At 57.0% G+C, this 21,752-nt stretch carries 22 protein-coding genes; all 22 read left to right on the top strand.

Annotation, left to right across the window (positions count from 1 at the left end):
- Positions 1-15 precede the first annotated feature (15 nt).
- The 22 genes from Q0K06_RS03690 (at position 16) to ispF (ending at position 21,588) form a co-directional block, all read left to right on the top strand.
- Entirely contained in the window at positions 16-705 is a 690-nt protein-coding gene (locus Q0K06_RS03690) for a metallophosphoesterase (protein WP_294548747.1), read from the top strand.
- 116 nt (positions 706-821) lie between these two features.
- Positions 822-2,201 carry a trigger factor gene (tig, locus tag Q0K06_RS03695; protein WP_294548749.1) on the top strand — a complete coding sequence of 460 codons (1,380 nt, stop codon included), beginning with the start codon at positions 822-824 and terminating at the stop codon, positions 2,199-2,201.
- A gap of 147 nt (positions 2,202-2,348) precedes the next feature.
- Positions 2,349-2,930, top strand: coding sequence for an ATP-dependent Clp endopeptidase proteolytic subunit ClpP (gene clpP / locus Q0K06_RS03700; protein WP_294548751.1), 582 nt, complete (start codon positions 2,349-2,351; stop codon positions 2,928-2,930).
- A gap of 152 nt (positions 2,931-3,082) precedes the next feature.
- Complete coding sequence (clpX, locus tag Q0K06_RS03705; RefSeq protein ID WP_294548754.1) at positions 3,083-4,399, top strand: ATP-dependent Clp protease ATP-binding subunit ClpX; 1,317 nt, start codon at positions 3,083-3,085, stop codon at positions 4,397-4,399.
- Positions 4,400-4,512: 113 nt separating this feature from the next.
- Positions 4,513-6,918, top strand: coding sequence for an endopeptidase La (gene lon, locus Q0K06_RS03710; protein WP_294548756.1), 2,406 nt, complete (start codon positions 4,513-4,515; stop codon positions 6,916-6,918).
- A 15-nt stretch (positions 6,919-6,933) separates the two neighbouring features.
- Positions 6,934-7,533 carry a ribosome biogenesis GTP-binding protein YihA/YsxC gene (gene yihA, locus Q0K06_RS03715; protein WP_294548758.1) on the top strand — a complete coding sequence of 200 codons (600 nt, stop codon included), beginning with the start codon at positions 6,934-6,936 and terminating at the stop codon, positions 7,531-7,533.
- Positions 7,530-8,282, top strand: coding sequence for a fumarylacetoacetate hydrolase family protein (locus Q0K06_RS03720; RefSeq protein ID WP_294548761.1), 753 nt, complete (start codon positions 7,530-7,532; stop codon positions 8,280-8,282). The genes yihA and Q0K06_RS03720 overlap by 4 nt, the downstream gene beginning before the upstream one ends.
- A 219-nt stretch (positions 8,283-8,501) precedes the next feature.
- On the top strand, positions 8,502-9,212 hold the full coding sequence (locus tag Q0K06_RS03725) for a site-2 protease family protein (protein WP_294548763.1): 711 nt from the start codon (positions 8,502-8,504) through the stop codon (positions 9,210-9,212).
- A 59-nt stretch (positions 9,213-9,271) separates the two neighbouring features.
- Positions 9,272-10,015 carry a segregation/condensation protein A gene (locus Q0K06_RS03730; protein ID WP_294548766.1) on the top strand — a complete coding sequence of 248 codons (744 nt, stop codon included), beginning with the start codon at positions 9,272-9,274 and terminating at the stop codon, positions 10,013-10,015.
- Between the two features lie 20 nt (positions 10,016-10,035).
- Positions 10,036-10,671: an SMC-Scp complex subunit ScpB gene (gene scpB, locus Q0K06_RS03735; protein ID WP_294548768.1), complete on the top strand. Its 636-nt coding sequence runs from the start codon at positions 10,036-10,038 to the stop codon at positions 10,669-10,671.
- 4 nt (positions 10,672-10,675) lie between these two features.
- Positions 10,676-11,302: a DUF2953 domain-containing protein gene (locus Q0K06_RS03740; protein ID WP_294548770.1), complete on the top strand. Its 627-nt coding sequence runs from the start codon at positions 10,676-10,678 to the stop codon at positions 11,300-11,302.
- A gap of 2 nt (positions 11,303-11,304) precedes the next feature.
- Positions 11,305-11,718, top strand: a complete 414-nt coding sequence (ytfJ, locus tag Q0K06_RS03745) for a GerW family sporulation protein (RefSeq protein ID WP_294548772.1) — start codon at positions 11,305-11,307, stop codon at positions 11,716-11,718.
- 90 nt (positions 11,719-11,808) lie between these two features.
- Complete coding sequence (locus tag Q0K06_RS03750) at positions 11,809-12,987, top strand: D-alanyl-D-alanine carboxypeptidase family protein (protein ID WP_294548775.1); 1,179 nt, start codon at positions 11,809-11,811, stop codon at positions 12,985-12,987.
- Positions 12,988-13,005: 18 nt separating this feature from the next.
- On the top strand, positions 13,006-13,749 hold the full coding sequence (locus Q0K06_RS03755) for a pseudouridine synthase (RefSeq protein ID WP_294548777.1): 744 nt from the start codon (positions 13,006-13,008) through the stop codon (positions 13,747-13,749).
- Positions 13,750-14,058: 309 nt separating this feature from the next.
- The gene (locus Q0K06_RS03760) at positions 14,059-14,946 is read left to right on the top strand and encodes a MurR/RpiR family transcriptional regulator (RefSeq protein WP_294548779.1); all 888 of its coding nucleotides are present in this window, start codon (positions 14,059-14,061) and stop codon (positions 14,944-14,946) included.
- The gene (locus Q0K06_RS03765) at positions 14,943-16,205 is read left to right on the top strand and encodes an NAD(P)/FAD-dependent oxidoreductase (protein ID WP_294548782.1); all 1,263 of its coding nucleotides are present in this window, start codon (positions 14,943-14,945) and stop codon (positions 16,203-16,205) included. Before Q0K06_RS03760 ends, Q0K06_RS03765 begins: the two co-directional genes overlap by 4 nt.
- Positions 16,202-16,879, top strand: a complete 678-nt coding sequence (cmk, locus tag Q0K06_RS03770; protein ID WP_294548785.1) for a (d)CMP kinase — start codon at positions 16,202-16,204, stop codon at positions 16,877-16,879. The genes Q0K06_RS03765 and cmk overlap by 4 nt, the downstream gene beginning before the upstream one ends.
- Positions 16,876-17,493 carry a lysophospholipid acyltransferase family protein gene (locus Q0K06_RS03775; protein WP_294548788.1) on the top strand — a complete coding sequence of 206 codons (618 nt, stop codon included), beginning with the start codon at positions 16,876-16,878 and terminating at the stop codon, positions 17,491-17,493. The genes cmk and Q0K06_RS03775 overlap by 4 nt, the downstream gene beginning before the upstream one ends.
- On the top strand, positions 17,490-19,511 hold the full coding sequence (locus Q0K06_RS03780) for a bifunctional 4-hydroxy-3-methylbut-2-enyl diphosphate reductase/30S ribosomal protein S1 (RefSeq protein ID WP_294548791.1): 2,022 nt from the start codon (positions 17,490-17,492) through the stop codon (positions 19,509-19,511). The genes Q0K06_RS03775 and Q0K06_RS03780 overlap by 4 nt, the downstream gene beginning before the upstream one ends.
- A 178-nt stretch (positions 19,512-19,689) precedes the next feature.
- Entirely contained in the window at positions 19,690-20,166 is a 477-nt protein-coding gene (locus tag Q0K06_RS03785) for a CarD family transcriptional regulator (protein WP_294548794.1), read from the top strand.
- 251 nt (positions 20,167-20,417) lie between these two features.
- Positions 20,418-21,056: a 2-C-methyl-D-erythritol 4-phosphate cytidylyltransferase gene (ispD, locus tag Q0K06_RS03790; protein WP_294548862.1), complete on the top strand. Its 639-nt coding sequence runs from the start codon at positions 20,418-20,420 to the stop codon at positions 21,054-21,056.
- Between the two features lie 94 nt (positions 21,057-21,150).
- Positions 21,151-21,588, top strand: coding sequence for a 2-C-methyl-D-erythritol 2,4-cyclodiphosphate synthase (gene ispF, locus Q0K06_RS03795; protein WP_365924555.1), 438 nt, complete (start codon positions 21,151-21,153; stop codon positions 21,586-21,588).
- Positions 21,589-21,752 lie beyond the last annotated feature (164 nt).

Below are 21,752 nucleotides of genomic sequence, written 5' to 3' on the forward strand. Positions count from 1 at the left end.
GCCAGGAGGTATGGCATGGCCCTTTACGCAATTGGAGATACCCACCTGTCTCTAGCCGTGGACAAGCCTATGGACGTGTTTGGCGGTAACTGGACAGGATATGTGGACAAACTGAAGCGGGGCTTTGAGCGGGTAGGGCCGGAGGATACCGTGGTGCTCTGCGGCGATCTGTCCTGGGGAATGAGCCTTCAGCAGGCCAGAGAGGACTTTGCCTTTCTGGACGCTCTGCCCGGAAAGAAGAAGTATATTTTAAAGGGAAATCACGACTATTGGTGGAATACAGCCGCCAAGATGAACAGCTTTTTTTCGGAGAATGGTTTTACCACCCTGAATATCCTCCACAATAACTGCGGGGAGTACGGGGACATTGCGCTATGCGGCACCCGGGGGTGGTTCTATGAGGAGGATCAGAACGGCCACAACGAGAAAGTATTCAACCGAGAGCTGATCCGTCTGGAGGCCTCCCTGAAGGCGGCGGGAGAGCGGGAGAAGTTCTGTTTTCTCCACTATCCGCCCCGGTACCAGGGATACACTTGCCCGGAGATTATCGCCTTGTTAGAGCGGTATGGCGTGAAGCGCTGTTATTACGGACATCTCCACGGCGGAAGCCATCGGCTGGCCATCGAAGGAAAGTGCGGTACGGTGGAATATCACCTGGTGTCAGCGGACTACTTGAACTTCGAACCGCAAATAATCTGTGAATAATTCGAAAAAAGACTGGTAATTTCGAAAAAGATCTGGTAGTATAAATCGGATAACGCAAATAGGCGCCTGGATGGACAGAATTTTTCGCCCCGGCGCTGACAGGAGGAAATAACAAGATGAATGTCAAAAGCGTAGAGAAGCAGGAGAAGAGCAAGGTTGAGCTCGTCATCGAAGTGAGCCGCGAGGAGTTCGAGGCTGCCATCGACAAAGTCTACAAGAAGCAGCGCGGCAAGATCTCTGTCCCCGGCTTCCGCAAGGGCCACGCCCCCCGCAAGATTATTGAGGGCATGTATGGCTCCGGCGTGTTCTACGAAGACGCCATCAATGAGATCTACCCCGAGGCCTACAGCCAGGCTGTGAAGCAGGAGAACCTGGATGTAGTTGCCTGGCCGGAGGTGGAGATTCTGGATGCCGGCAAGGACGGCTTCTCCTTCAAGGCTGTCGTCACCGTGCGCCCGGAGGTGAAGCTGGGCGAGTACAAGGGCCTCACTGCTCCCAAGGCCGAAGTTACCGTCACCGACGAGGACATCGACAATGAACTCAAGCCCTATATTCAGCGTGCTACCAGCCTGGTGGCTGTGGACCGCGAGGCCAAGCTGGGCGACACTGTGGTGCTGGATTTCGAGGGCTTTGACAACGGTGTTCCCTTTGAGGGCGGCAAGGCTGAGGGCCACAGCCTGGAGCTGGGTTCCGGCGCCTTCGTTCCCGGCTTTGAGGATCAGCTGGTTGGCATGAAGGCCGGCGAGGAGAAGGACATCAACATTACCTTCCCCGAGAACTATCACGCCGACCTGGCCGGCAAGCCTGTTGTTTTCCATGTGAAGATTAACGAGGTCAAGGAGAAGCAGGTTCCCACTGTGGACGACGAGTTTGCCAAGGACGTGTCTGAGTTTGAGAATCTGGCTGACTTCAAGGCTGATCTGACCAAGAAGCTGACCGAGCGCCGGGAGAAGCAGGCTCAGGACGACTTCGAGAATGCTCTGCTGGAGCAGGTTGTCGCCAATATGGAGGTTGAGATCCCTGACGCCATGGTGGACTACCGTGCCGACCAGATGATGGACGACTATGCCCGCCGCATTACCTCCCAGGGCATCCCCTTCGAGAACTACCTGCAGATGATGGGTATGACCAAGGAGGCCATGCGTGAGCAGGCCAAGGAGGGCGCTCTTCACCAGATTCAGGTGGAGCTGGCTCTGGACGCCATTGCTGTTGCTGAGAACATTGAGATCTCCGACGAGGAGAAGGAGGCCGAGTATAACCGCCTGGCCGAGCAGTACGGCATGAAGGCCGAGCAGGTGAAGTCCGCCGTGGCTGAGAGCGATTTGGTCAACGAGCTGAAGACGAAGAAGGCCGCTGAGATTGTCTATAACAGCGGCAAGGTGGGCGAGGCCAAGAAGGCAGAGGGCGAGGAGAAGCCCAAGAAGAAGGCTGCGCCCCGGAAGAAGGCCGCCAAGAAGGCTGAGGCTGAGGGCGAGGAGCCCAAGACTGAGGAATAAGATTCCAACCGGCGGGTATACTTTAGCAGTATGACTGCCCGCCGCTTCTCCAGGTGTGTGTCCTGGGGTGAGATGGGAGCGGACGTGCCGGGCGGGGAAGTGTGCCTCTTCCCGCGTTCCTACATCCAACAAAGGAGATCATGAACCATGAGCTTAGTACCTTATGTAGTGGAGCAGACCAACCGAGGCGAGCGATCTTATGATATCTTTTCTCGCCTGCTGAATGACCGTATTATTTTCCTGGGTGAGGAAGTTAACGCCACCACTGCCAGCCTGGTCGTAGCCCAGATGCTCTATCTGGAGGCCCAGGACCCGGACAAGGACATCCAGTTCTATATCAACAGCCCCGGCGGCTCTGTAACCGACGGCATGGCTATCTATGATACCATGCAGTACATCAAGTGCGATGTATCCACAATCTGCATCGGTATGGCGGCCAGTATGGGCGCGTTTCTGTTGTCTTCCGGCGCCAAGGGTAAGCGACTGGCGCTGCCCAATGCCGAGATTATGATTCATCAGCCCTCCGCTGGCACCCAGGGTCAGATTACCGACATGGCAATCCACCTCAAGCGCCTGGAGGTTATTAAGAAGCGGATGAACAAGATTCTGGCCGGAAACACCGGGAAGCCGGTGGAAGTGGTCACGGCCGACTGTGAGCGCGACAATTTCATGTCCGCGGAGGAAGCCTGTGAGTATGGCCTGATTGACAAGGTCATCTACCAGAGATAACCCTAAGACAGCGCGGGAGCATTCTGTGCCCCCGCGCTGTTCCAGCATTCCTTTGGCGGCGGCCTGCGGCTGAAATCCGCAGCAGATACAGGCCGGGCAGGCTCCGCCCGGCGCCGCCGCAATTGAACTGAGAGTCAAGAGGTAACAATAATATGGCAAAAAACGACGAAAAAAAATCGGTTCGCTGCTCCTTCTGCGGCAAACATCAGGAGCAGGTGGCCCGTATCATCGCAGGGCCCGGCGCCTATATCTGCAATGAGTGCGTCCATCTGTGCATGAGCATTCTGGACGATACCTACGACCCTGATGAACAGGTCTGCCCGGATATTCCCGACGTGATTCCCACTCCCCGGGAGATCCGTGGGGTACTGGACCAGTATATCATCGGCCAGGAGGACGCCAAGGTGGCCCTCTCTGTGGCGGTATATAACCACTACAAGCGGATCTACTTTGGCGGCGGGGAGGATGTAGAGCTCCAGAAGAGCAATATCCTGCTGGTGGGCCCCACCGGCAGCGGAAAGACGCTCTTCGCCCAGACCCTGGCCCGGATTCTGAAGGTCCCCTTCGCTATTGCTGATGCCACTACCCTGACTGAGGCTGGCTATGTGGGCGATGACGTGGAGAATATTCTCCTGCGCCTGGTCCAGGCTGCCGACTTCGACATCGAACTGGCTGAGCGCGGCATTATCTATATCGACGAGATAGACAAGATCGCCCGCAAGAGCGAGAATACCTCCATCACCCGTGATGTGTCCGGCGAGGGTGTCCAGCAGGCGCTGCTGAAGATTCTGGAGGGCACGGTGGCCAATGTCCCGCCCCAGGGCGGCCGCAAGCATCCCCACCAGGAATTCATTCAGCTCAACACGAAGAATATTCTCTTCATCTGCGGCGGCGCCTTTGACGGCCTGGAGAAGATCATTGAGCAGCGTCAGGACCGCAAGACCATGGGATTTGGCGCAGATATTAAGAGCAAGAAGGAGAAGGACAGCTCCGCCGTGCTCAAGGATGTCCAACCCCATGATCTCATCAAGTTCGGCATCATTCCCGAGCTGGTAGGCCGTCTGCCTGTGGTGACCGCCCTGCGTGCCCTGAACAAGGAGCAGCTGGTGCAGATCCTCACCGAGCCCAAGAACGCTCTGGTGAAGCAGTACGAAAAGCTGCTGGAGTATGACAATGTGGCCCTGCGCTTTGAGCCCGCAGCTCTGGAGGCAGCAGCTGACAAGGCCATTGAGCGGGAGATTGGAGCCCGCGGCCTGCGCGCCGTGCTGGAGGAGAGCGTGACTCAGATTATGTATGACGTGCCCTCCGATCCTACCATTACTGTTGTGACCATTACAGCGGACACCATCCGGAACCATGCCCAGCCTATCATTGAACGGGATCCTAACCGGACCGAGCGTCCCCACCTTGGGGGGGCGGCGCTCCGGGCGGAGCGTGGAGGTATGCCGGCCCAGGGCAACGTGTCCTGAACTTGAAAAGAGGCGTCCAGCCCGTTCTTACGGGGAGACAGCTGTAACATTTTGAGGGGCGGGGGACTGTGGCTCCCGCCCTTTTTGCATTCACTGAGAAGGAAGTGAATTCTATGTCTGAAGAGAAGATATCCACCATCATGCCCGTTTTGGCACTGAGAGGCCTGACCATTTTCCCTAATATGCTCCTGCACTTTGATGTGAGCCGGGAGGCTTCCATTAAGGCACTGGATGAGGCCATGACCAACAGCCGGCCTATCTTCCTGGTAGCCCAGCGGGAGCTGATGGTGGAGAGCCCTCGGCAAGAGGATCTGTACAATATCGGAACTGTGTCCACGGTGCGGCAGATTCTGCGCCTGCCGGGAGATAATGTGCGCGTTATGGTGGAGGGTGTGTCCCGGGGGCGCCTGGAGGCACTGCTCCAGACTGCGCCTTATCTCCAGGCCCAAGTGGGAGAAATTGAGGTGGGGGCGACGGTGAAGAATTCCCCCAGGACTGAAGCGCTCATCCGTCAAACATACGATTTGTTTGAGGCCTATACCGAGCTGGCACCCAGAATGACCCCGGATGTGCTGCTGAGCGTGATGGCCAGCGATGACCCCGGCTATATTGCCGACTATATTGCGCAGAACATTGTGATGCGGGCAGAGGACAAGCAGGTCGTCCTGGAGGAGCTTCGCCCTGTCCGCCGGTTGGAAAAGCTGCAGCAGATGCTCCGCCGGGAGGTGGAGATTCTGGAGCTGGAGCAGTCCATGCAGAACAAGGTGCGGGAAGGCCTAAGCAGGAGTCAGAGGGACTATGTGCTGCGGGAGCAGCTGAAAGTCATTCGCCAGGAGCTGGGTGAAGATGCTGACGCTGACAGCGAGATTGAGGAGTACCGGCAGAGAATTGCCCGCGCCAAGCTGCCCTCCGAGGTAGAGGAGAAGCTGACCAAGGAGCTGGGACGGCTGGAGAAGCAGCCCTTCGGCTCAGCTGAGGCCACTGTACTGCGCAACTATTTAGACGTATGCCTGGAGCTGCCCTGGAACAAGAAGACCAAGGAGCGGGTGGATGTGGCTGCCGCCCGGAAGGTACTGGACGGAGAGCACTTCGGGCTGGAAAAGGTGAAGGAGCGGATTCTGGAATTCCTGGCTGTCAAGCAGTTGGCTCCCGAGCTGAAAGGGCAGGTGCTCTGCCTGGTGGGACCTCCGGGTGTGGGAAAGACATCTATTGCCATGTCTGTGGCCAGAGCCACCAACCGGAAGCTGGCCCGTATCTCCCTGGGCGGCGTCCATGACGAGGCAGAAATCCGCGGCCACCGCAAGACTTATGTGGGCGCTATGCCCGGACGTATCATTTCCGCCATCAAACAGGCGGGAAGTAATAATCCTTTACTGCTTTTGGACGAGATAGACAAGCTGGCTTCCGATATCCATGGAGATCCTTCTTCGGCATTGCTGGAAGTGCTGGATGGGGAACAGAACAGCACCTTCCGGGATAATTTCCTGGAACTGCCGTTTGACCTGTCCGACGTGCTCTTTATCACCACTGCCAATACGACGGAAACGATTCCCAGGCCTCTGCTGGACCGTATGGAGGTCATCGAACTGACCAGCTATACCGACGAAGAGAAGCTTCAGATTGCCAAACGTCACCTGCTGCCCAAGGAGCTTAAGCGCCACGGGTTGAAGCGCGGCCAGCTGCGCATCACTGATGACGCCATCCGGGAGATTATTTCCGGGTATACCCGTGAGTCCGGCGTGCGCGTGCTGGAGCGGCAGCTGGCTGCCGTGTGCCGCAAGGCGGCAATGCATATAGTAACAGATGGTGTAAAGTCCGTAAGAGTTACAGGAGACGGCTTGGAACAGATGCTGGGCGTCCGCCGCTATCAGCCGGAAAAGCGTCCCGCTCAGGCACTGGTAGGCGTGGTTAACGGCTTGGCCTGGACCCAGGTAGGCGGTGAACTGCTGGAAGTAGAGGCCAATGTGGTTCCCGGCAGCGGTAAGATTGAGCTGACTGGCAATCTGGGAGATGTGATGAAGGAGTCCGCTCATGCGGCACTCACTTATATTCGCAGCCGGGCCGCCCGTTTGGGCATTGAAGCTGATTTCTACAAGACAAAGGACATCCATGTCCATTTTCCTGAGGGTGCGGTTCCCAAGGATGGTCCCTCTGCAGGTATTGCTATCACGGTAGCGATGGTCTCCGCCTTGACCGGAGCTCCGGTCAAACAGGACGTAGCTATGACAGGTGAAATTACTTTACGGGGGAGAGCTTTGGCCATCGGCGGCCTGAAGGAGAAAACCATGGCCGCCCTGCGCAATGGCATTCGCACCGTGCTGATTCCAGCGGACAATGTGAAGGATCTGGAGGAGATTGACCAGGCCGTCCGGTCTGCGCTGCACTTTGTCCCTGTTGAAGAAGCTGACCAGGCCCTGGCTGAAGCCTTGTGTCAGGCGTGCGTGGGTGGGGAAGTGACCCCGGCGGCTCCGCTGACGAAGCCCTGCCGCACGGACAACGATGTCCGTATCACACAGTAAGGGGGGGATGGCTCCATGGCTTTGAATTTGCAGCGGGCAGAATTTGTTCGTTCTGCCGCCAAGGCAGCGGATTTTCCCCGGGACGGGCTGCCCCAGGTAGTCTTTGCGGGCCGGTCTAATGTGGGCAAATCTTCGGTGATTAATAAGATTTTGCTGCGGAAAAACCTGGCCCGGGTAGGTGCGGCTCCTGGCAAAACGACGCATATTAACTATTTTCTCATTGATGAGAAGCTCTATTTGGTGGACCTGCCGGGTTACGGCTACGCTAAGGTGTCCCAGGCGGAACGGGACCGCTGGGGACGGCTGATTGAAAGTTGGTTCGCAGATAATACCCTGATGACCTTAGGTATCATGGTGGTGGATGCCCGCCACAAGCCCACGGCGAACGACTGCACCATGGCCGAGTGGTTCAAGCAGAGTGGGAAACCCTTTCTGGTGGTGGCCAACAAGCTTGACAAGCTCCGCAAGAGCGAGATTGAGCCTAATCTTGCCCGCATCCGGGAAACGCTTGCACTCTCTCATGATGTAAAGGTAATTTCCTTTTCGGCAGAGAAGGGAGACGGACGGCAAGAGCTTCTGGGTGAGATCCTGAAAAGCATGGGGGAATTGGAATGAAGCTGGTACGGATTGAACGGGATGAAAAGGCAATTTGGGGTGTTCTGGAGGGTGATGAGGTTCTCACTCTGGAGAAAGCACCCTATGAGGAACTGGACTTTGATGGCGGACGTTTGCCCCTGGACCGGTGCCGCCTGCTGGCGCCCTGTGAACCCACCAAGATCGTCTGCGTGGGCAAGAACTACTATGACCACGCTATGGAGATGGGGGAGGGTGTGCCCGATCGGCCCATCCTCTTCATCAAGGCCCCCAATACGGTTAACCGCCCTGAGGGCGAGGTATCTGCGCCTGACTTCGTGGAGCGGCTGGACTACGAAGGCGAACTGGCTTTTGTGGTGAAGAAGCGGGCCAAAAACGTGAATGCTGCAGATTACGCCGACTATATCCTGGGCTATACCTGCCTTAACGACGTAACCGCCCGGGATGTACAGAAGTCGGACGGCCAGTGGAGCCGGGGCAAGAGCATGGACGGCTTTGCTCCCATTGGCCCTCTTGTGACTGACGAGGTGGATGGCTCTGACCTGAAAATCGAGACCCGCCTCAACGGCAAAACGGTGCAGAGCTCCCGCACGTCTCTGTTTATGACCAAAATCCCGGCGCTGATGGAGTTCATCACTGCATCCATGACCCTGGAGCCCGGCGATGTGGTGACCACCGGGACTCCTGCCGGCATCGGAGCCATGAAGCCCGGCGACGTGGTGGAGGTAGAGATTGAGGGGATTGGCGTTCTGAGGACCTATATCCGGTAAAGAGCGGCCGGCCCGGAGACCAGGCACTTGTCTCCGGGCCGGCCCTTTTCACACGAGGGGCATCCGGAAAAAACTTGAAAAAGGCGCAATGACAGGGCTTTTTCTTGTGTTTTTCTTTTATCTTTGGTATAATATTTTCTCTACGATGAATTCCATATACCGGTCTGAAGCGTTTCCAGAAGCGCGGGACAGCCCGCACCTCCGAAAGGGGATTTTTTTGTGCACAGAGTAATGGACTACATATCAAATATGAACTGGATGGGCCTGGTTTCGCTGTTGGTGAGTGCAGTGGCCGCGTTGGTGTGCATTACCTTCCATGAACTCTCCCACGGCTATGTGGCCTACCGCTTAGGCGACCCCACCGCCAAGCAGATGGGGCGGCTTACTCTCAACCCTATCAAGCACCTGGACGTTATCGGCTTCCTGATGATGCTCTTTGTGGGTGTAGGCTGGGCAAAGCCGGTTCCGGTGGATATGCGCTATTTTAAAAATCCGAAACAGGGCATGGCGATTACCGCTCTGGCGGGGCCCGTCTCCAACTTCCTGATGGCGATTGTAACCATGCTGATCTGCTCCCTGATGTACCGCCTGCTGCTGCCTACAGACAGTGTAGTGCTGCTGATTGTGTTTTATTTTCTGTGTAATGTGGCTATTCTGAGTGTGGGATTGGGGTTGTTTAACCTGATTCCCATATCTCCCCTGGACGGCTCCAAGGTGCTTTTCTCTTTCCTGCCTGATCGGGTATATTACACGATTCTGCGCTATGAGCGGTATATCATGATCGCCGTCATTGCACTGGTGTTCTTCAATGTGCTGGACGGGCCGCTGTCCTTCTGCATCAACGGCGTACTGAAATTCCTGTGCCGAATCACCGGGCTGCCCTGGGAAGTGCTGGTGGTGGGCTCGCAGATTCTGGACTTTCTGGGGTGAGTGACATAGAGACGCCGATTTTTCATTTGGAAAAAGTGGTCAAAGTCAAGGCCGAGGACATGGAAGACTTTATCGGACCCTTGGACCTGATCCTCAGCCTGCTGGCCAAGAATAAGATGGAGATCAAGGACATTCAGATTGCGGTGATTCTGGATCAATACATGGACTGGATGAACAAGCGCAAGGAGATGGACTTGGAGGTGGCCAGCGAGTTTGTGGCCATGGCGGCCCAGTTGGTGTTTATCAAAACCAGAATGCTCCTCTCCATCCACGACGAGGAGGCGCTCTCCGAGATGGAGCAGCTCATCGCCTCTCTGGAGGAGCACCAGCGCCACGAGAACTTTAACCGTATCAAGGCAGTAATTCCTGCCCTGGCCGACCGCAATGAGGTAGGACGGGACTACATTACCAAAACGCCCGAGGCCATTCCTTCCAACAGGGTATACCGCTATGTCCACAAGGGAGAGGATTTGCGCCGGGCCATGGCGGCGGTGCTGGAGCGGTCGGGCAACCGGCTTCCGCCGCCCATAGCCGCCTTTGAGGGAATTGTGGGCAGAGAACCCTACCCGGTTGCAGAGAAGGCGGGGGAGATTCTGCGGCAGCTCATTCGCTTTGGCGTGACTCGGTTCCGGGCGCTGTTCAAGGGAAACCGCAGCCGCAGCGAAATTGTAGCCACATTTATCGCCGTACTGGAGCTGTGCCGGGCCAGGCGGGTGCGGCTGGCAGGTACGGAGACTGACTGTACGGTGACTTGTACCGACGATGCGGCGGAGGATTTTGAATTTACTACGGATGTGAACTGACAATATACGGAGGGCTGCGCATGGAAGTGAAGGAGATAGAGTCCGCCATTGAGGGGATCCTCTTTGCCGCCGGTGACCCGGTAGGAGTGGAGCGGCTGTGCATGGCGCTGGATCTGGACCGTGCCACCGTGGACGCCGTCTGCCAGCGCCTGGCCGATTATTACAGCTATGAGCGGCGGGGTGTGCGCCTGCTGCGGCTGGAGAACAGCTATCAGCTCTGCTCTGCTCCGGAGTATGCCGACTGCATCCGCCGCGCCTTTGAGAGCCGGCGGCCCGCCCGTCTGTCCCAGCCTGCCCTGGAGGTACTGGCCATTATAGCCTATTATCAGCCCACCACCAGAGCCTACGTGGACCAGCTCCGCGGTGTTGACAGCGCCTATACTGTGGGTCTGCTGCTGGAGCGGGATCTGATTGAGGAGTGCGGCCGCCTGTCCGTGCCCGGCAGGCCCATTCTCTACCGCACCACCCAGACCTTTCTGCGGTCCTTTGGCCTGAGCAGTCTGGAAGATCTGCCTGAGCTCCCCAGCGCCAGCCCGGAGGACGGACAGATCACCATGGAAATGCAGGCCAACCTGGAGCGGCTGAAGGCGGAGCAGGAGGCTGCAGCAGCCCAGCCGGAGGGTGAAGGACCCGGCGGAGAAGGGACGGAGGCGTGAGTGCATGACGGTATGGATTGTCCTGGGGGCAATCGCCGCCGCGCTGGTGCTCCTCTCTCTCATTCCAGTGGGCGGTACAGTGGAGTACAGCCGTTCCGGTACGCTGGTCCACCTGCGTGCGGGGCCGCTGTGCATCAGGGTGTATCCGCCTAAGCCAAAGCATAAAAGTAAAGCAGAGGAGACAAGGGCAGAAAAGCGGCGAAAGAAAGGCACAAAGCCCACGGAGGAGCAGCCGGCTCCAAGACCGGGCGGACAGCTTTCCACGCTGAAGGCAATGCTCCCGTTGGTGGCAGACGCAGCGGGTCAGCTGCGGCGCAAGGTGCGGGTGGACAAGCTTCTGCTGGATGTGACGGCGGCAGCACCCGACCCGGCCATGGCAGCCCTGGCCTTTGGAGGTGTAAACGCGGCAATCGGTATGATTTGGCCATTGCTGGAGAATAATTTCAATATTGGGGAACGACGCGTCAGGACAAAGGTGGACTTCAAGCTGTCCGAGCCGGAGGCCTATCTATACGGGGCCTTCTCCATGCGGCTGGGGCAGGCGGTCGTACTGGCCCTGACGTTGGGAATAAAATTTCTGAAACTGTGGTCCGGACAGAATCAAGAGCAAACAAAGAAAGAGGCGGTCTGACTATGGAAAACAAGCAGCATCCTATCGGCGACCTGATGAGCACCACTATGCAGAAGATCCGCGAGATGGTAGATGTGAACACCATCGTAGGAAAGCCCATTGAGGCGGGAGACGTGACCATTATTCCAGTGTCCAAGGTGAGCTTCGGCTTTGCCTCCGGCGGCAGCGATTTTACCACCAAGAACCAGAAGCCCGATGCGGATAACGCTTTTGGCGGCGGCAGCGGCGCCGGCGTGAACATTATGCCCATTGCCTTCCTCATTGTCAAAGGGGATACGGTGCGTATGCTGCCCATTGCCCCTCCGCCTGGAACCACAGTGGACCGCGTGGTAGAGATGGTGCCCGAGGTCATCGACAAGGTGACCGGCTTTATTGAAAAACAGCAGGAGAAAAAGGCAGAGGAAGAATCCTTCTGATTCTGGGTATGGTTCGGCGGGCTTTGGTCCATACTAGCATCAACTTGCGCCTGTGCAGTGCGGCTGACAGGCGCTCTGAGGTGATGCTGCATGAAGCGTGTTTTTGCTGCGGCTGCGGCCGCTGTGCTGTGCCTGACCTGGTTTCCGTTGTCCGCTGGAGCAGCCGGAGAGCCGGACGTCTCGGCCTCATGTGCCATTCTGGTGGATGCGGAGAGCGGCCGCGTGCTGATGGCGAAGAACGCCGATGAGGAGCGGGCCATTGCCAGCATTACCAAGCTGATGACCGCCCTGGTGGCGGCAGAGTCTACCTCCGACCTGGACAGAATCGTGACCATTCAGAAGGAGTGGACTTTGGCGGAGGGGTCCTCCATGTACCTGCGGGAAGGGGAGCAGCTGACACTGCGGGAGCTGTTGTATGGCCTCCTGCTGGTGTCGGGCAATGACGCTGCCCTTGCCATTGCAGGCTTCTGCGCCGGAGACACAGACACCTTTGTGGAGTGGATGAATCTGCGGGCTCAGGAACTTGGCATGGAGCACACCCACTTTGTCAACCCCAACGGCCTGCCGGCAGAGGGACACTATTCCAGCGCGGCGGACATGGCCAAGCTGGCCATTGTGGTTATGGAACAGCCTGACTTGGCGGAGATTGTGGGTACAAAGTCAATCACATTGGCGGGACGAACCATGACCAACCATAATAAGCTGCTCTGGCGGTACGAGGGATGCGTGGGCATGAAGACCGGCTATACCGATGCGGCAGGCAGAACTCTGGTCTCCTGTGCAGAGCGCGGCGGGCAGCGGCTCATTGCAGTCACGCTCAACGCGCCCAACGACTGGTCAGACCACGCGGCTATGTTTGACTACGGGTTCTCCCAGTGGCCTGCTGTTTTACTGGCGTCCGCCGGACATGATTTTCGTGTGCTGCCCGTTAAGGGGAGTTTAGTCCGGTTTGTTCCGGTCCAGGTCGAGCGGAACGTTTGCTATCCACTGGCGGAGCACGAACGGGTCACCGCCAAGATTGAGCTGCCGGATGTGGTGGAGGCTCCAGTAGAAGAAGGCGATATTGCCGGAAGCCTGACCTACTATGTAGACGGGAAAGAGGTGGGCAGCACCTACCTGGTCTATTCCCACAGTGTGGCGTGTGACACGGTCCATTCCCAGAGCATTCTGGAGCGGATTCTTTCCTTTTTCCGGGGCAGGCACAGCGGCATAAAGGCAGCATTTTATCCCCAGATATTAAACTCGTACAGCCAGCGCCAGTGGCGCTGACGAGATACGGAGGCAGACATGGAAGAGAGAATTCAGAAGATTTTATCCGCCGCCGGCCTGGCCTCCCGCCGGCGGGCGGAGGAGTACCTCACAGCGGGCAGGGTGACGGTCAACGGCCGTACCGCCATGTTGGGAGAAAAAGCAGATCCTGAGCGGGATGACATCCAGCTGGACGGGAAAACCGTCCGCCCGGTGTCAACCTATACATATCTGATGCTGTACAAACCCAGGGGCTATGTGACCACCCTCTCAGATGAGCGGGGACGCAGAACCGTGGCCCAGCTGGTGTCCGGATGCGGCGCCCGAGTCTGGCCCGTAGGGCGGCTGGATCTGGACTCTGAGGGCCTGCTTCTGATGACGGATGACGGGGATTTTACCCAGCGGATGATACACCCCAGCCACCAGGTGGAAAAAGAATACCTGGTGACTGTATCGGGAGATGTGGACAGCGCACTCCCCGTGCTGTCCAGCCCTATGAAGCTGGACGGCGTACCGCTCTCAGCCGCCAAAGTTAGCGTACTGAGCAGGGAAGGGGACAACCGCGCCCGGCTATCTGTGGTCATCCACGAAGGACGCAACCGGCAGGTGCGCAGGATGTGCGCCCTGGCAGGACTGGAGGTAAAGCGTCTCAAACGGGTCCGCGAGGGTGGGCTCGTATTGAGGGGATTGCGGCCTGGAGCGTGGAGGCTGCTGACGGAGGAGGAGATCCGGCTGGCGCTTCAGGAGGAACAACACGCAGGCTGTACAGGAAAAGACAGTTGATTTTCTCCCCGCTAACCGCTATCATAGTATCGTTGAGGTATTTTACACCCACTATTCGTGCGGCGTTAAGCCGCATAATTTTTCCTGAAGACCTGCTGACAGACAATGTCCGCTTTACCGTGAGCCGCAGTGCGGCTTGCCCGCGCATCAGCCCAGGCGCACAGCTGATGCGCGGTATTTTGCCGCATGCCTTGTGTACAAATGAGTCTCTGCCCTGCACAAGGCGCTGCTTCGGCTACTATCTGCGCAACAAAATAATGTGATGCCGGATGCAGCGGTATCATTGCGCGAACGCGGGAGGTCCCATCCATGCCGAGAGATGTTTTAGCATCTATTCAGTCCAATATGAGCACCTTCTCCAAGGGGCAAAAGCTCATTGCCAACTTTATTTTGGAGTCCTACGACAAGGCCGCTTTTATGACAGCCAGCAAGCTGGGCAAAACAGTGAATGTCAGCGAATCCACAGTGGTTCGCTTTGCCGCAGAATTGGGGTATGACGGGTACCCCGCCATGCAGAAGGCCCTCCAGGAGATGATTCGCAACAAGCTGACCAGCATCCAGCGGATTGAGGTATCCAACGACCGGATCGGGGATCATGATATTCTCTCCATGGTAATGCAGGCGGACATGGAGAAAATTCGGCTGACTATGGAGGAGACCAACCGTGAGGCCTTTACCGCCTCCGTGGACGCTATCGTGGCGGCCCGGCGGATCTATATTATGGGCATTCGCTCTGCGTCGGCCATCAGCAGCTTTCTCGGGTTCTATTTTAACCTGATTTTTGACAATGTGGTTGTGGTACACACCTCTGCCGCCAGCGAGCTTTTTGAGCAGCTCCTGCGAGTGGGGGAGGGGGATGTGATTATCGGCGCCAGCTTTCCGCGGTACTCCCGGAGGACCGTGCGGGCCATGGAGTTTGCCCGGAAGCAGGGGGCCACGGTACTGGCCATTACAGACAGCGAAGCCTCGCCTCTGGCTGCCATTGCCCACCACGCCCTGCTGGCCAAGAGCGATATGGCCTCCTTTGTGGACTCTCTGGTGGCGCCGCTCTCCCTAGTTAACGCCCTGATTGTGGCGGTTGGCCGGAAAAAGAACGACGACCTCTCTGAGACCTTTGGAAAACTGGAGCAGATCTGGGACGAGTACGAGGTCTATGAAAAAATAGAAGATGGGACAGATAGGAGCGCGGGAACTTGACCATAGAGACAGAGATCATTGTCATAGGAGGCGGCGCAGCAGGATGCATGGCCGCCCTGACTGCGGCCCGGAGCGGTGCGTCTGTTATTCTGCTGGAACGTAATCAAAAATTGGGACGCAAGCTGTACATTACTGGAAAGGGCCGCTGTAACGTTACCAACAACTGCTCCCCAGACGAGGTATTGAAGAATATCCCCCATAACAGCCGGTTTCTCACCAGTTCGGTGACCCGTTTTCCTCCCGCGTCAGTGATGGAGCTGTTCACCTCTCTGGGGGCGGCACTGAAGACGGAGCGGGGCAACCGGGTATTCCCCCAGTCGGACAAGGCGTCAGATATCATTGACGCCCTGCTGATAGGGCTGCGCAGGGCGGGGGTTGAAATCCGGGAGGAGCGGGCCGCCGGCATCTGTTCCACCAGAACAGGCCTGCAAGTGCGAACCGAGCGGGGGGAGTATCACTGCAAGGCAGTTATACTTGCCACCGGCGGCGTGTCATACCCTCTGACAGGTTCCACCGGCGACGGCTATCAGATGGCGGCGGCGCTGGGACATACCATCATTCCCGCCAAGCCTTCTCTTGTCCCTCTGGTGGCTGAAGGAGACCTGTGCCGCAGAATGCAGGGACTATCCCTGCGGAATGTGGCAATTAAGGTAAAAAACAGCAAGAAAAAGGTTCTCTTTCACGAACAAGGGGAGTTGCTGTTTACCCACTTTGGCCTCTCCGGTCCGCTGATTCTCAGCGCCAGCGCCCATATGCGGGACTTTGACAAGGAGCACTACACCGTCTGGATTGATATGAAGCCGGCCCTGGATGAGAAAACCTTGGATGCCCGCCTGCTGCGGGACTTGGGCGAGAACCCTAACCGGGCGTTTCACAATGTGCTGGACGGTTTGGTGCCCCGACTGATGGTGCCTGTGCTGGCGGAGCTGACCGGTGTCCCAGACGGGACAAAGGCCAACTCCGTGACCCGAGAGGAACGGCGGCGGCTATTGGAGCTGTTGAAGGCCTTTCCCGTAGAGATTGCCGGCCCCCGACCGGTAGAGGAGGCCATTGTGACCTCTGGCGGCATCAAAGTTACTGAGGTGGACCCCAGAACAATGCAGTCAAAGCTTGTAAAGGGCGTTTACTTCGCCGGCGAGGTACTGGATGCCGACGCTTATACCGGCGGCTTTAATCTTCAGATTGCATGGTCTACCGGTCATGCGGCGGGGGAGTCCGCTGCGGAAGCCGTATTACAGGCGGGAGGAGATTTAGGTTGAAGTATAAAAGCATTGCGGTGGACGGACCGTCCGGCGCTGGAAAGAGCACATTGGCCAGAATGCTGGCAAAATCCCTTGGATACCTCTATGTAGATACAGGGGCTATTTACCGCACGGTAGGGCTGGCTGCTTACCGCAACGGCATTTCTCCGGACGACAGTGCCGCTGTCATCCATATGCTGCCCGGGTTGTCCATTGACCTGCGCCACGGAACAGACGGCCTCCAGCATATGTATCTGGACAGCGAGGATGTAAGCGACGAGATCCGCCTGCCTGAGATTTCCCGCTATGCTTCCATGGTGTCTGCAATACCTGAAGTTCGGGCGTTTTTGATGGATATGCAGCGGGAATTGGCTCGTCGTCAGAATGTGATTATGGACGGCCGGGATATCGGCACAGTGGTACTGCCGGAGGCGGACGTGAAGATCTTTCTCACTGCCAGTTCTGAGGACCGGGCCCGTCGCCGGTACGCTGAACTGAAAGAGCGGGGAGTAGATAGCAACTACGAAACGGTGCTCGCTGAAATTGTCGCCCGAGATGAGAAGGATACCCGCCGGGCAGCTGCGCCTCTGCGCAAGGCGGAGGACGCCATTCCAGTGGATACGACCGGAAACTCCCTGGAGGAGAGCTTTGAGGTGCTGCTGAAAACCATTAAGGAGCGTCTGGACGCATGAAAAGTATATATAGAGTATATTCCATTCTTTGGACCATCATCTGGCCCTTCTTCAGCCTGTGCCATCCCTGCCGGGCCATCGGGAAAGAGAACCTGCCACAGGGCGGGGCCCTGTTCTGCGCCAACCACTCCTGTCTTAATGATCCGGTCTGCCTGGTGATGGCGGTAGGGCGGAAATATCAGCTGCGGCCTATGGCCAAGTCGGAGTTTATGAACATTCCGGTTTTGGGCTGGCTGCTGAAAAAGGCGGGAGTATTTGCCGTTGACCGCGGAAAGTCCGATGTCGGCGCTATTAAAACTGCCATGAAGTACCTCAAAAACGGCGAAAAGGTCCTGCTGTTTCCTGAGGGCACCCGTGTGAAGGACGGCGTGGATAAGCACGGACATGAGAGCGAGGCCAAGAGCGGCGCGGCCATGCTGGCTGTCCGCACCGGCGTGCCTATCGTGCCGGTCTATATCCCGGAGAAGAAGAAATGGTTCCGTTTTACCAATATTGTCATCGGTGAGCCCTACTATCCCCATGTGGAGAGCAAGAAGGGGACTGCAGAGGAATACAAAGAAATTGCGGAGGAACTAATGGATCGCATCCACGCCCTGGGAGCCAAGGCCGCATGAGCAGGGTGACAATGGCAGAGCACGCCGGCTTTTGTTATGGAGTCAAGCGTGCAGTGGAGATGGCGGAGCAGGCAGCAGCATCCGGGAAGCGATGCGTTATGCTTGGCAGTCTGATCCATAACGACAGTGTGGTGCGCCGCCTGGAGTCTATGGGCCTGACTATTGTGTCGCGGCCCGAGGAGGTTCCGGAAGGGGCGACTGTAATCGTCCGTTCCCACGGAGAACCCAAGGCCGTCTATGAGGCATTGCATGCCAGAGGGGATATTTTGGATGCCACCTGTCCCAATGTGTCCCGTATCCACAAAATTGTGGCCCAGGCGGAGGAGACCGGGCGGCAGCCTATTATCATCGGTACGCCCAATCACCCGGAGATCACCGCAATCGCCGGATGGTGTGCGCATCCTGTGGTTCTGGCAGACGCTGAAGAGCTGGAAAAATGGTTGGATAAAGATTCCGAAAATCGGAAAAAGCCCCTTACTTTGGTTTCTCAAACCACTGCTGCCAGAAAAAGTTGGGATTTGTGCGTAGAAAAAGCAAAAAAAGAGTGTACAAATTTAAAAATTTTTGATACAATATGTAGTGCTACGTGCAAGCGCCAGGAAGCAGCCCAGGCTCTGGCTGCTAAAAGTGACGCCATGATTGTGATCGGGGACCGTAAAAGTTCCAACACAAGACGGCTTGCGGAGCTGTGCGCAGCGCTCTGTCCTCAGGTTCTCTGGATCGAAGGGGCAGAGGATCTGGAACCTTCCAACCTGTACGGGAAGGCTTCTATTGGAATCACCGCGGGTGCGTCCACGCCCGGGTGGATTATAAAGGAGGTCTATGAGAAAATGAGCGACGAAAACATGGAGATCGAGGAATCCTTCGCCGAAATGCTGGAGAAATCGATCAAAACTTTAAATACAGGGGAGAAGGTTACAGGCGTTGTCACTGGCATCACGCCCACTGAGATCTATGTTGATCTTGGTACCAAGCACGCCGGTTACATACCGGTGTCCGAGCTGACCGATGATCCCACTGTAAAGGTTGAAGATCTGGTCCATGTGGGCGACGAGATCGAGACCTATGTTATGCGCGTCAACGATCAGGAGGGTGTTGTCACCCTGTCCAAAAAGCGTCTCGACACCGTCAAGAGCTGGGACGATATTGAGCAGGCCCGTGAGGATCACACCACTGTCGAGGGCGTTGTCACTGAGGAGAACAAGGGCGGTGTTGTGGTCAACATCAAGGGTGTCCGGGTATTTGTGCCTGCCTCTCAGACCGGCCTGCCCCGCGAGACTCCCATGAGCGAGCTGCTGAAGAAGCGTGTCCGTCTCCGCATCACCGAGGTCAACCGTGCCCGCCGCCGTGTGGTGGGTTCCATCCGTGCTGTCACCGCCGAGGAGCGCGCCGCCAAGGCAGCTGAGGTGTGGGAGAACATCGAAGAGGGCAAGAAGTACACCGGCACTGTGAAGTCCCTGACTTCTTACGGCGCCTTCGTGGATATCGGCGGCGTGGACGGCATGGTCCACATCTCCGAGCTCTCCTGGAGCCGCATCAAGCACCCCTCTGAGGTGGTGAAGGTGGGCGACACCGTGGAGGTGTACGTTATTTCCTTCGACAAAGAGAAGAAGAAGATCTCTCTGGGTATGAAGGACCGCAGCCAGGATCCCTGGACTGTGTTCACCAGCAAGTACAGCGTGGGCGACACTGCCAACGTCAAGATTGTCAAGCTGATGACCTTTGGCGCCTTTGCTGAGATTGTCCCCGGCGTGGACGGCCTGATCCACATCTCCCAGATTGCCGATCACCGCATCGACAAGCCCGGTGATGTGCTCAGCGAGGGCCAGATGGTGGATGTGAAGATCACCGACATCGACATGGACCGCAAGAAGGTTTCCCTGTCCATCCGTGCTCTGCTGGAGGATGCTCAGCGTTCCGCCGCTGCTGCTGCCGATGGCACTGACACTCTGGTCGCCACTTCCGACAGCGAGGGCACCGAAGTGTCTGACGACTTCGCCGGCACTGACGGAGAATAATCCCGCAATACCGAGCCAGAAGCAGCCTGTTTTCGCTTGAAAACAGGCTGCTTTTTTCATATTTTTTGCAATCTAATTGCAGATTTTGCCGTTGTTCCCTTGCAAAGCATTTAAAAAGTGACTATAATATTTATTATAAGACGTAGTGGAGGTATAAACGGGTACATGGAGGTGTAACATGTTTCAGGTAGGCGACAAAATTGTCCATCCAATGCACGGCGCAGGTGTAGTAGACAGCATTGTCCGCAAGAAGGTGAACGGCGTGGTGCGGGAGTACTACATTCTCAAGCTGCCTGTGGGGGGAATGCTGGTCATGGTTCCCACGGAGAACAGCGAAGAGATCGGCGTACGCCCAGTCTGTAAGCGGGACGAGGCAGACAGAATCCTTGCGGCTATACCGAATATTGAGGTGGAAATGACCCAGAACTGGAACCGTCGCTACCGGGAAAACATGATGCGCCTGAAGAGCGGTGATTTGTTGGAAGTTGCCCGGGTAGTCAAGGGGCTGATGCGCCGCGACGTGGACCATGGACTCTCTACTGGTGAGCGCAAAATGCTCCACTCTGCAAAGCAGATTCTGATCTCTGAAATTGTCCTCTCCCAGAATGCCAGCTATGAGGACGTGGAGGCGCGTATAAACGGCGCAATGGCATAATAAAGATAGAAATGTGCCTTGTCGCCGGGCAGAACATCTGCGGTTTGCCGGAAGCACAACTTTCCCTCGGCTGACGCGGGGGCGTCAAGGTCCGGGGGAAGGTTGTGCTTTTGCTTGTCATAAAAATAGATGGGGAGACAGACCCGGAAGGGAGAAAGAGCGTGGGACTGCTTAAACGGCTGCGAAAAAAGCGGAAGCCTCATCGCCCGTGGTGTGCGGCGGTGGTACCAGCGGCGGGCTCATCCCAGCGGATGGAGGGGCAGGACAAAATTCTGCTGCCTTTAGATGACGTTCCTGTCCTGGTTCATACGCTCCAGGCACTGAGCGCTTCAGAATGGATACAGGAGATTGTAGTGGTAACTCGGGAGGATCTGATAGTTCCAGTGGGGCAGCTGTGCCGGGATTGCGCGCTGGCTAAGGTGAAAAAGGTGCTGGTTGGCGGCGCTACCAGGACAGATTCTGTTTTGGCTGGTGTGGAAGAGGTCAGCAGCCGAGCGGAGCTAATCGCGGTTCATGACGGCGCCCGGCCTCTGGTAACAACTGAAGTGATTGATGCGGCCATCCAGAAGGCGGCAGAGTGCGGAGCAGCGGCGCCGGCAGTTCCGGTAAAGGATACCATCAAGCGGGCTGTGGACGGAGTGGTGGTTGAGACGCCGGACAGGTCTCAGCTTTTTGCCATTCAGACGCCGCAGGTGTTTGACAGCGACCTCCTTGTGGGGGCTCTTCATAAGGCTGTCGAAGATGGTGCGCCTATTACCGATGATTGCGGTGCAGTGGAACGCATTGGCATGAAGGTTTACCTGACCGCTGGTTCCTATGAGAATATCAAGATTACAACTCCTGCGGATATGCTGGCGGCGGAGGCCATCCTGCGCAGCCGGGATACATAGAATACCGGAATATTATTCTGTCCGAACAGACCGGGCGGAGGAAAGCGAGTGAGCGGGATTGCGGATTGGACACGGATATGATGTGCACCGCCTGGTGCCAACGCGAAAGCTGATTTTAGGCGGCGTGGAGATTCCGTGGGAAAAAGGGCTGCTGGGGCACTCAGACGCCGATGTGCTGACCCACGCATTGATGGACGCCCTTTTGGGGGCTGCGGCACTGGGCGACATTGGAAAGCTGTTTCCCGATAACGACCCGGCCTATGAGGGGATCTCCAGCCTGGTACTGTTGGACCGGGTGATGGAGCGGATACGTGCCGGTGGGTTCAAACTTGGTAATGCAGATATGACCATCCTGGCCCAACGCCCCAAGCTGGCAGGTTATATCCCAGCCATGCGGGAAGTTTTGGCCCGGCATATGAGCGCCTCTGAAAGCCAGGTGAACGTAAAGGCCACCACTGAGGAAGGGCTGGGCTTCACCGGCCGTGGGGAGGGGATTGCCGCCCACGCGGTTATCCTGTTGGAAGAGACATAAGAGCGCGGAAGGCGCCGTCAAAAGGCGGCGCCTCTTCTTATATTCAGTGACCAGACCTTAGAGCGCGGCATATACTGGGGTGAGAGGAGCGTTTTGTCCTGCCGTGCCGGCACGGACAGAGCAGAACAAATATTAAATCAGTGACATTCCTCTCGTAAGGCTGC

The organism is uncultured Pseudoflavonifractor sp. (genome assembly GCF_944387805.1).
GTDB lineage: Bacteria > Bacillota > Clostridia > Oscillospirales > Oscillospiraceae > Pseudoflavonifractor.

Bases quoted from the DNA above. Each gene is read 5' to 3' on its own strand.
- Q0K06_RS03690 (WP_294548747.1), top strand. From the start codon at position 16: ATGGCCCTTTACGCAATTGGAGATACCCACCTGTCTCTAGCCGTGGAC.
- tig (WP_294548749.1), top strand. From the start codon at position 822: ATGAATGTCAAAAGCGTAGAGAAGCAGGAGAAGAGCAAGGTTGAGCTC.
- clpP (WP_294548751.1), top strand. From the start codon at position 2,349: ATGAGCTTAGTACCTTATGTAGTGGAGCAGACCAACCGAGGCGAGCGA.
- clpX (WP_294548754.1), top strand. From the start codon at position 3,083: ATGGCAAAAAACGACGAAAAAAAATCGGTTCGCTGCTCCTTCTGCGGC.
- lon (WP_294548756.1), top strand. From the start codon at position 4,513: ATGTCTGAAGAGAAGATATCCACCATCATGCCCGTTTTGGCACTGAGA.
- yihA (WP_294548758.1), top strand. From the start codon at position 6,934: ATGGCTTTGAATTTGCAGCGGGCAGAATTTGTTCGTTCTGCCGCCAAG.
- Q0K06_RS03720 (WP_294548761.1), top strand. From the start codon at position 7,530: ATGAAGCTGGTACGGATTGAACGGGATGAAAAGGCAATTTGGGGTGTT.
- Q0K06_RS03730 (WP_294548766.1), top strand. From the start codon at position 9,272: ATGGAAGACTTTATCGGACCCTTGGACCTGATCCTCAGCCTGCTGGCC.
- scpB (WP_294548768.1), top strand. From the start codon at position 10,036: ATGGAAGTGAAGGAGATAGAGTCCGCCATTGAGGGGATCCTCTTTGCC.
- Q0K06_RS03740 (WP_294548770.1), top strand. From the start codon at position 10,676: ATGACGGTATGGATTGTCCTGGGGGCAATCGCCGCCGCGCTGGTGCTC.
- ytfJ (WP_294548772.1), top strand. From the start codon at position 11,305: ATGGAAAACAAGCAGCATCCTATCGGCGACCTGATGAGCACCACTATG.
- Q0K06_RS03750 (WP_294548775.1), top strand. From the start codon at position 11,809: ATGAAGCGTGTTTTTGCTGCGGCTGCGGCCGCTGTGCTGTGCCTGACC.
- Q0K06_RS03755 (WP_294548777.1), top strand. From the start codon at position 13,006: ATGGAAGAGAGAATTCAGAAGATTTTATCCGCCGCCGGCCTGGCCTCC.
- Q0K06_RS03760 (WP_294548779.1), top strand. From the start codon at position 14,059: ATGCCGAGAGATGTTTTAGCATCTATTCAGTCCAATATGAGCACCTTC.
- Q0K06_RS03775 (WP_294548788.1), top strand. From the start codon at position 16,876: ATGAAAAGTATATATAGAGTATATTCCATTCTTTGGACCATCATCTGG.
- Q0K06_RS03780 (WP_294548791.1), top strand. From the start codon at position 17,490: ATGAGCAGGGTGACAATGGCAGAGCACGCCGGCTTTTGTTATGGAGTC.
- Q0K06_RS03785 (WP_294548794.1), top strand. From the start codon at position 19,690: ATGTTTCAGGTAGGCGACAAAATTGTCCATCCAATGCACGGCGCAGGT.
- ispD (WP_294548862.1), top strand. From the start codon at position 20,418: ATGGAGGGGCAGGACAAAATTCTGCTGCCTTTAGATGACGTTCCTGTC.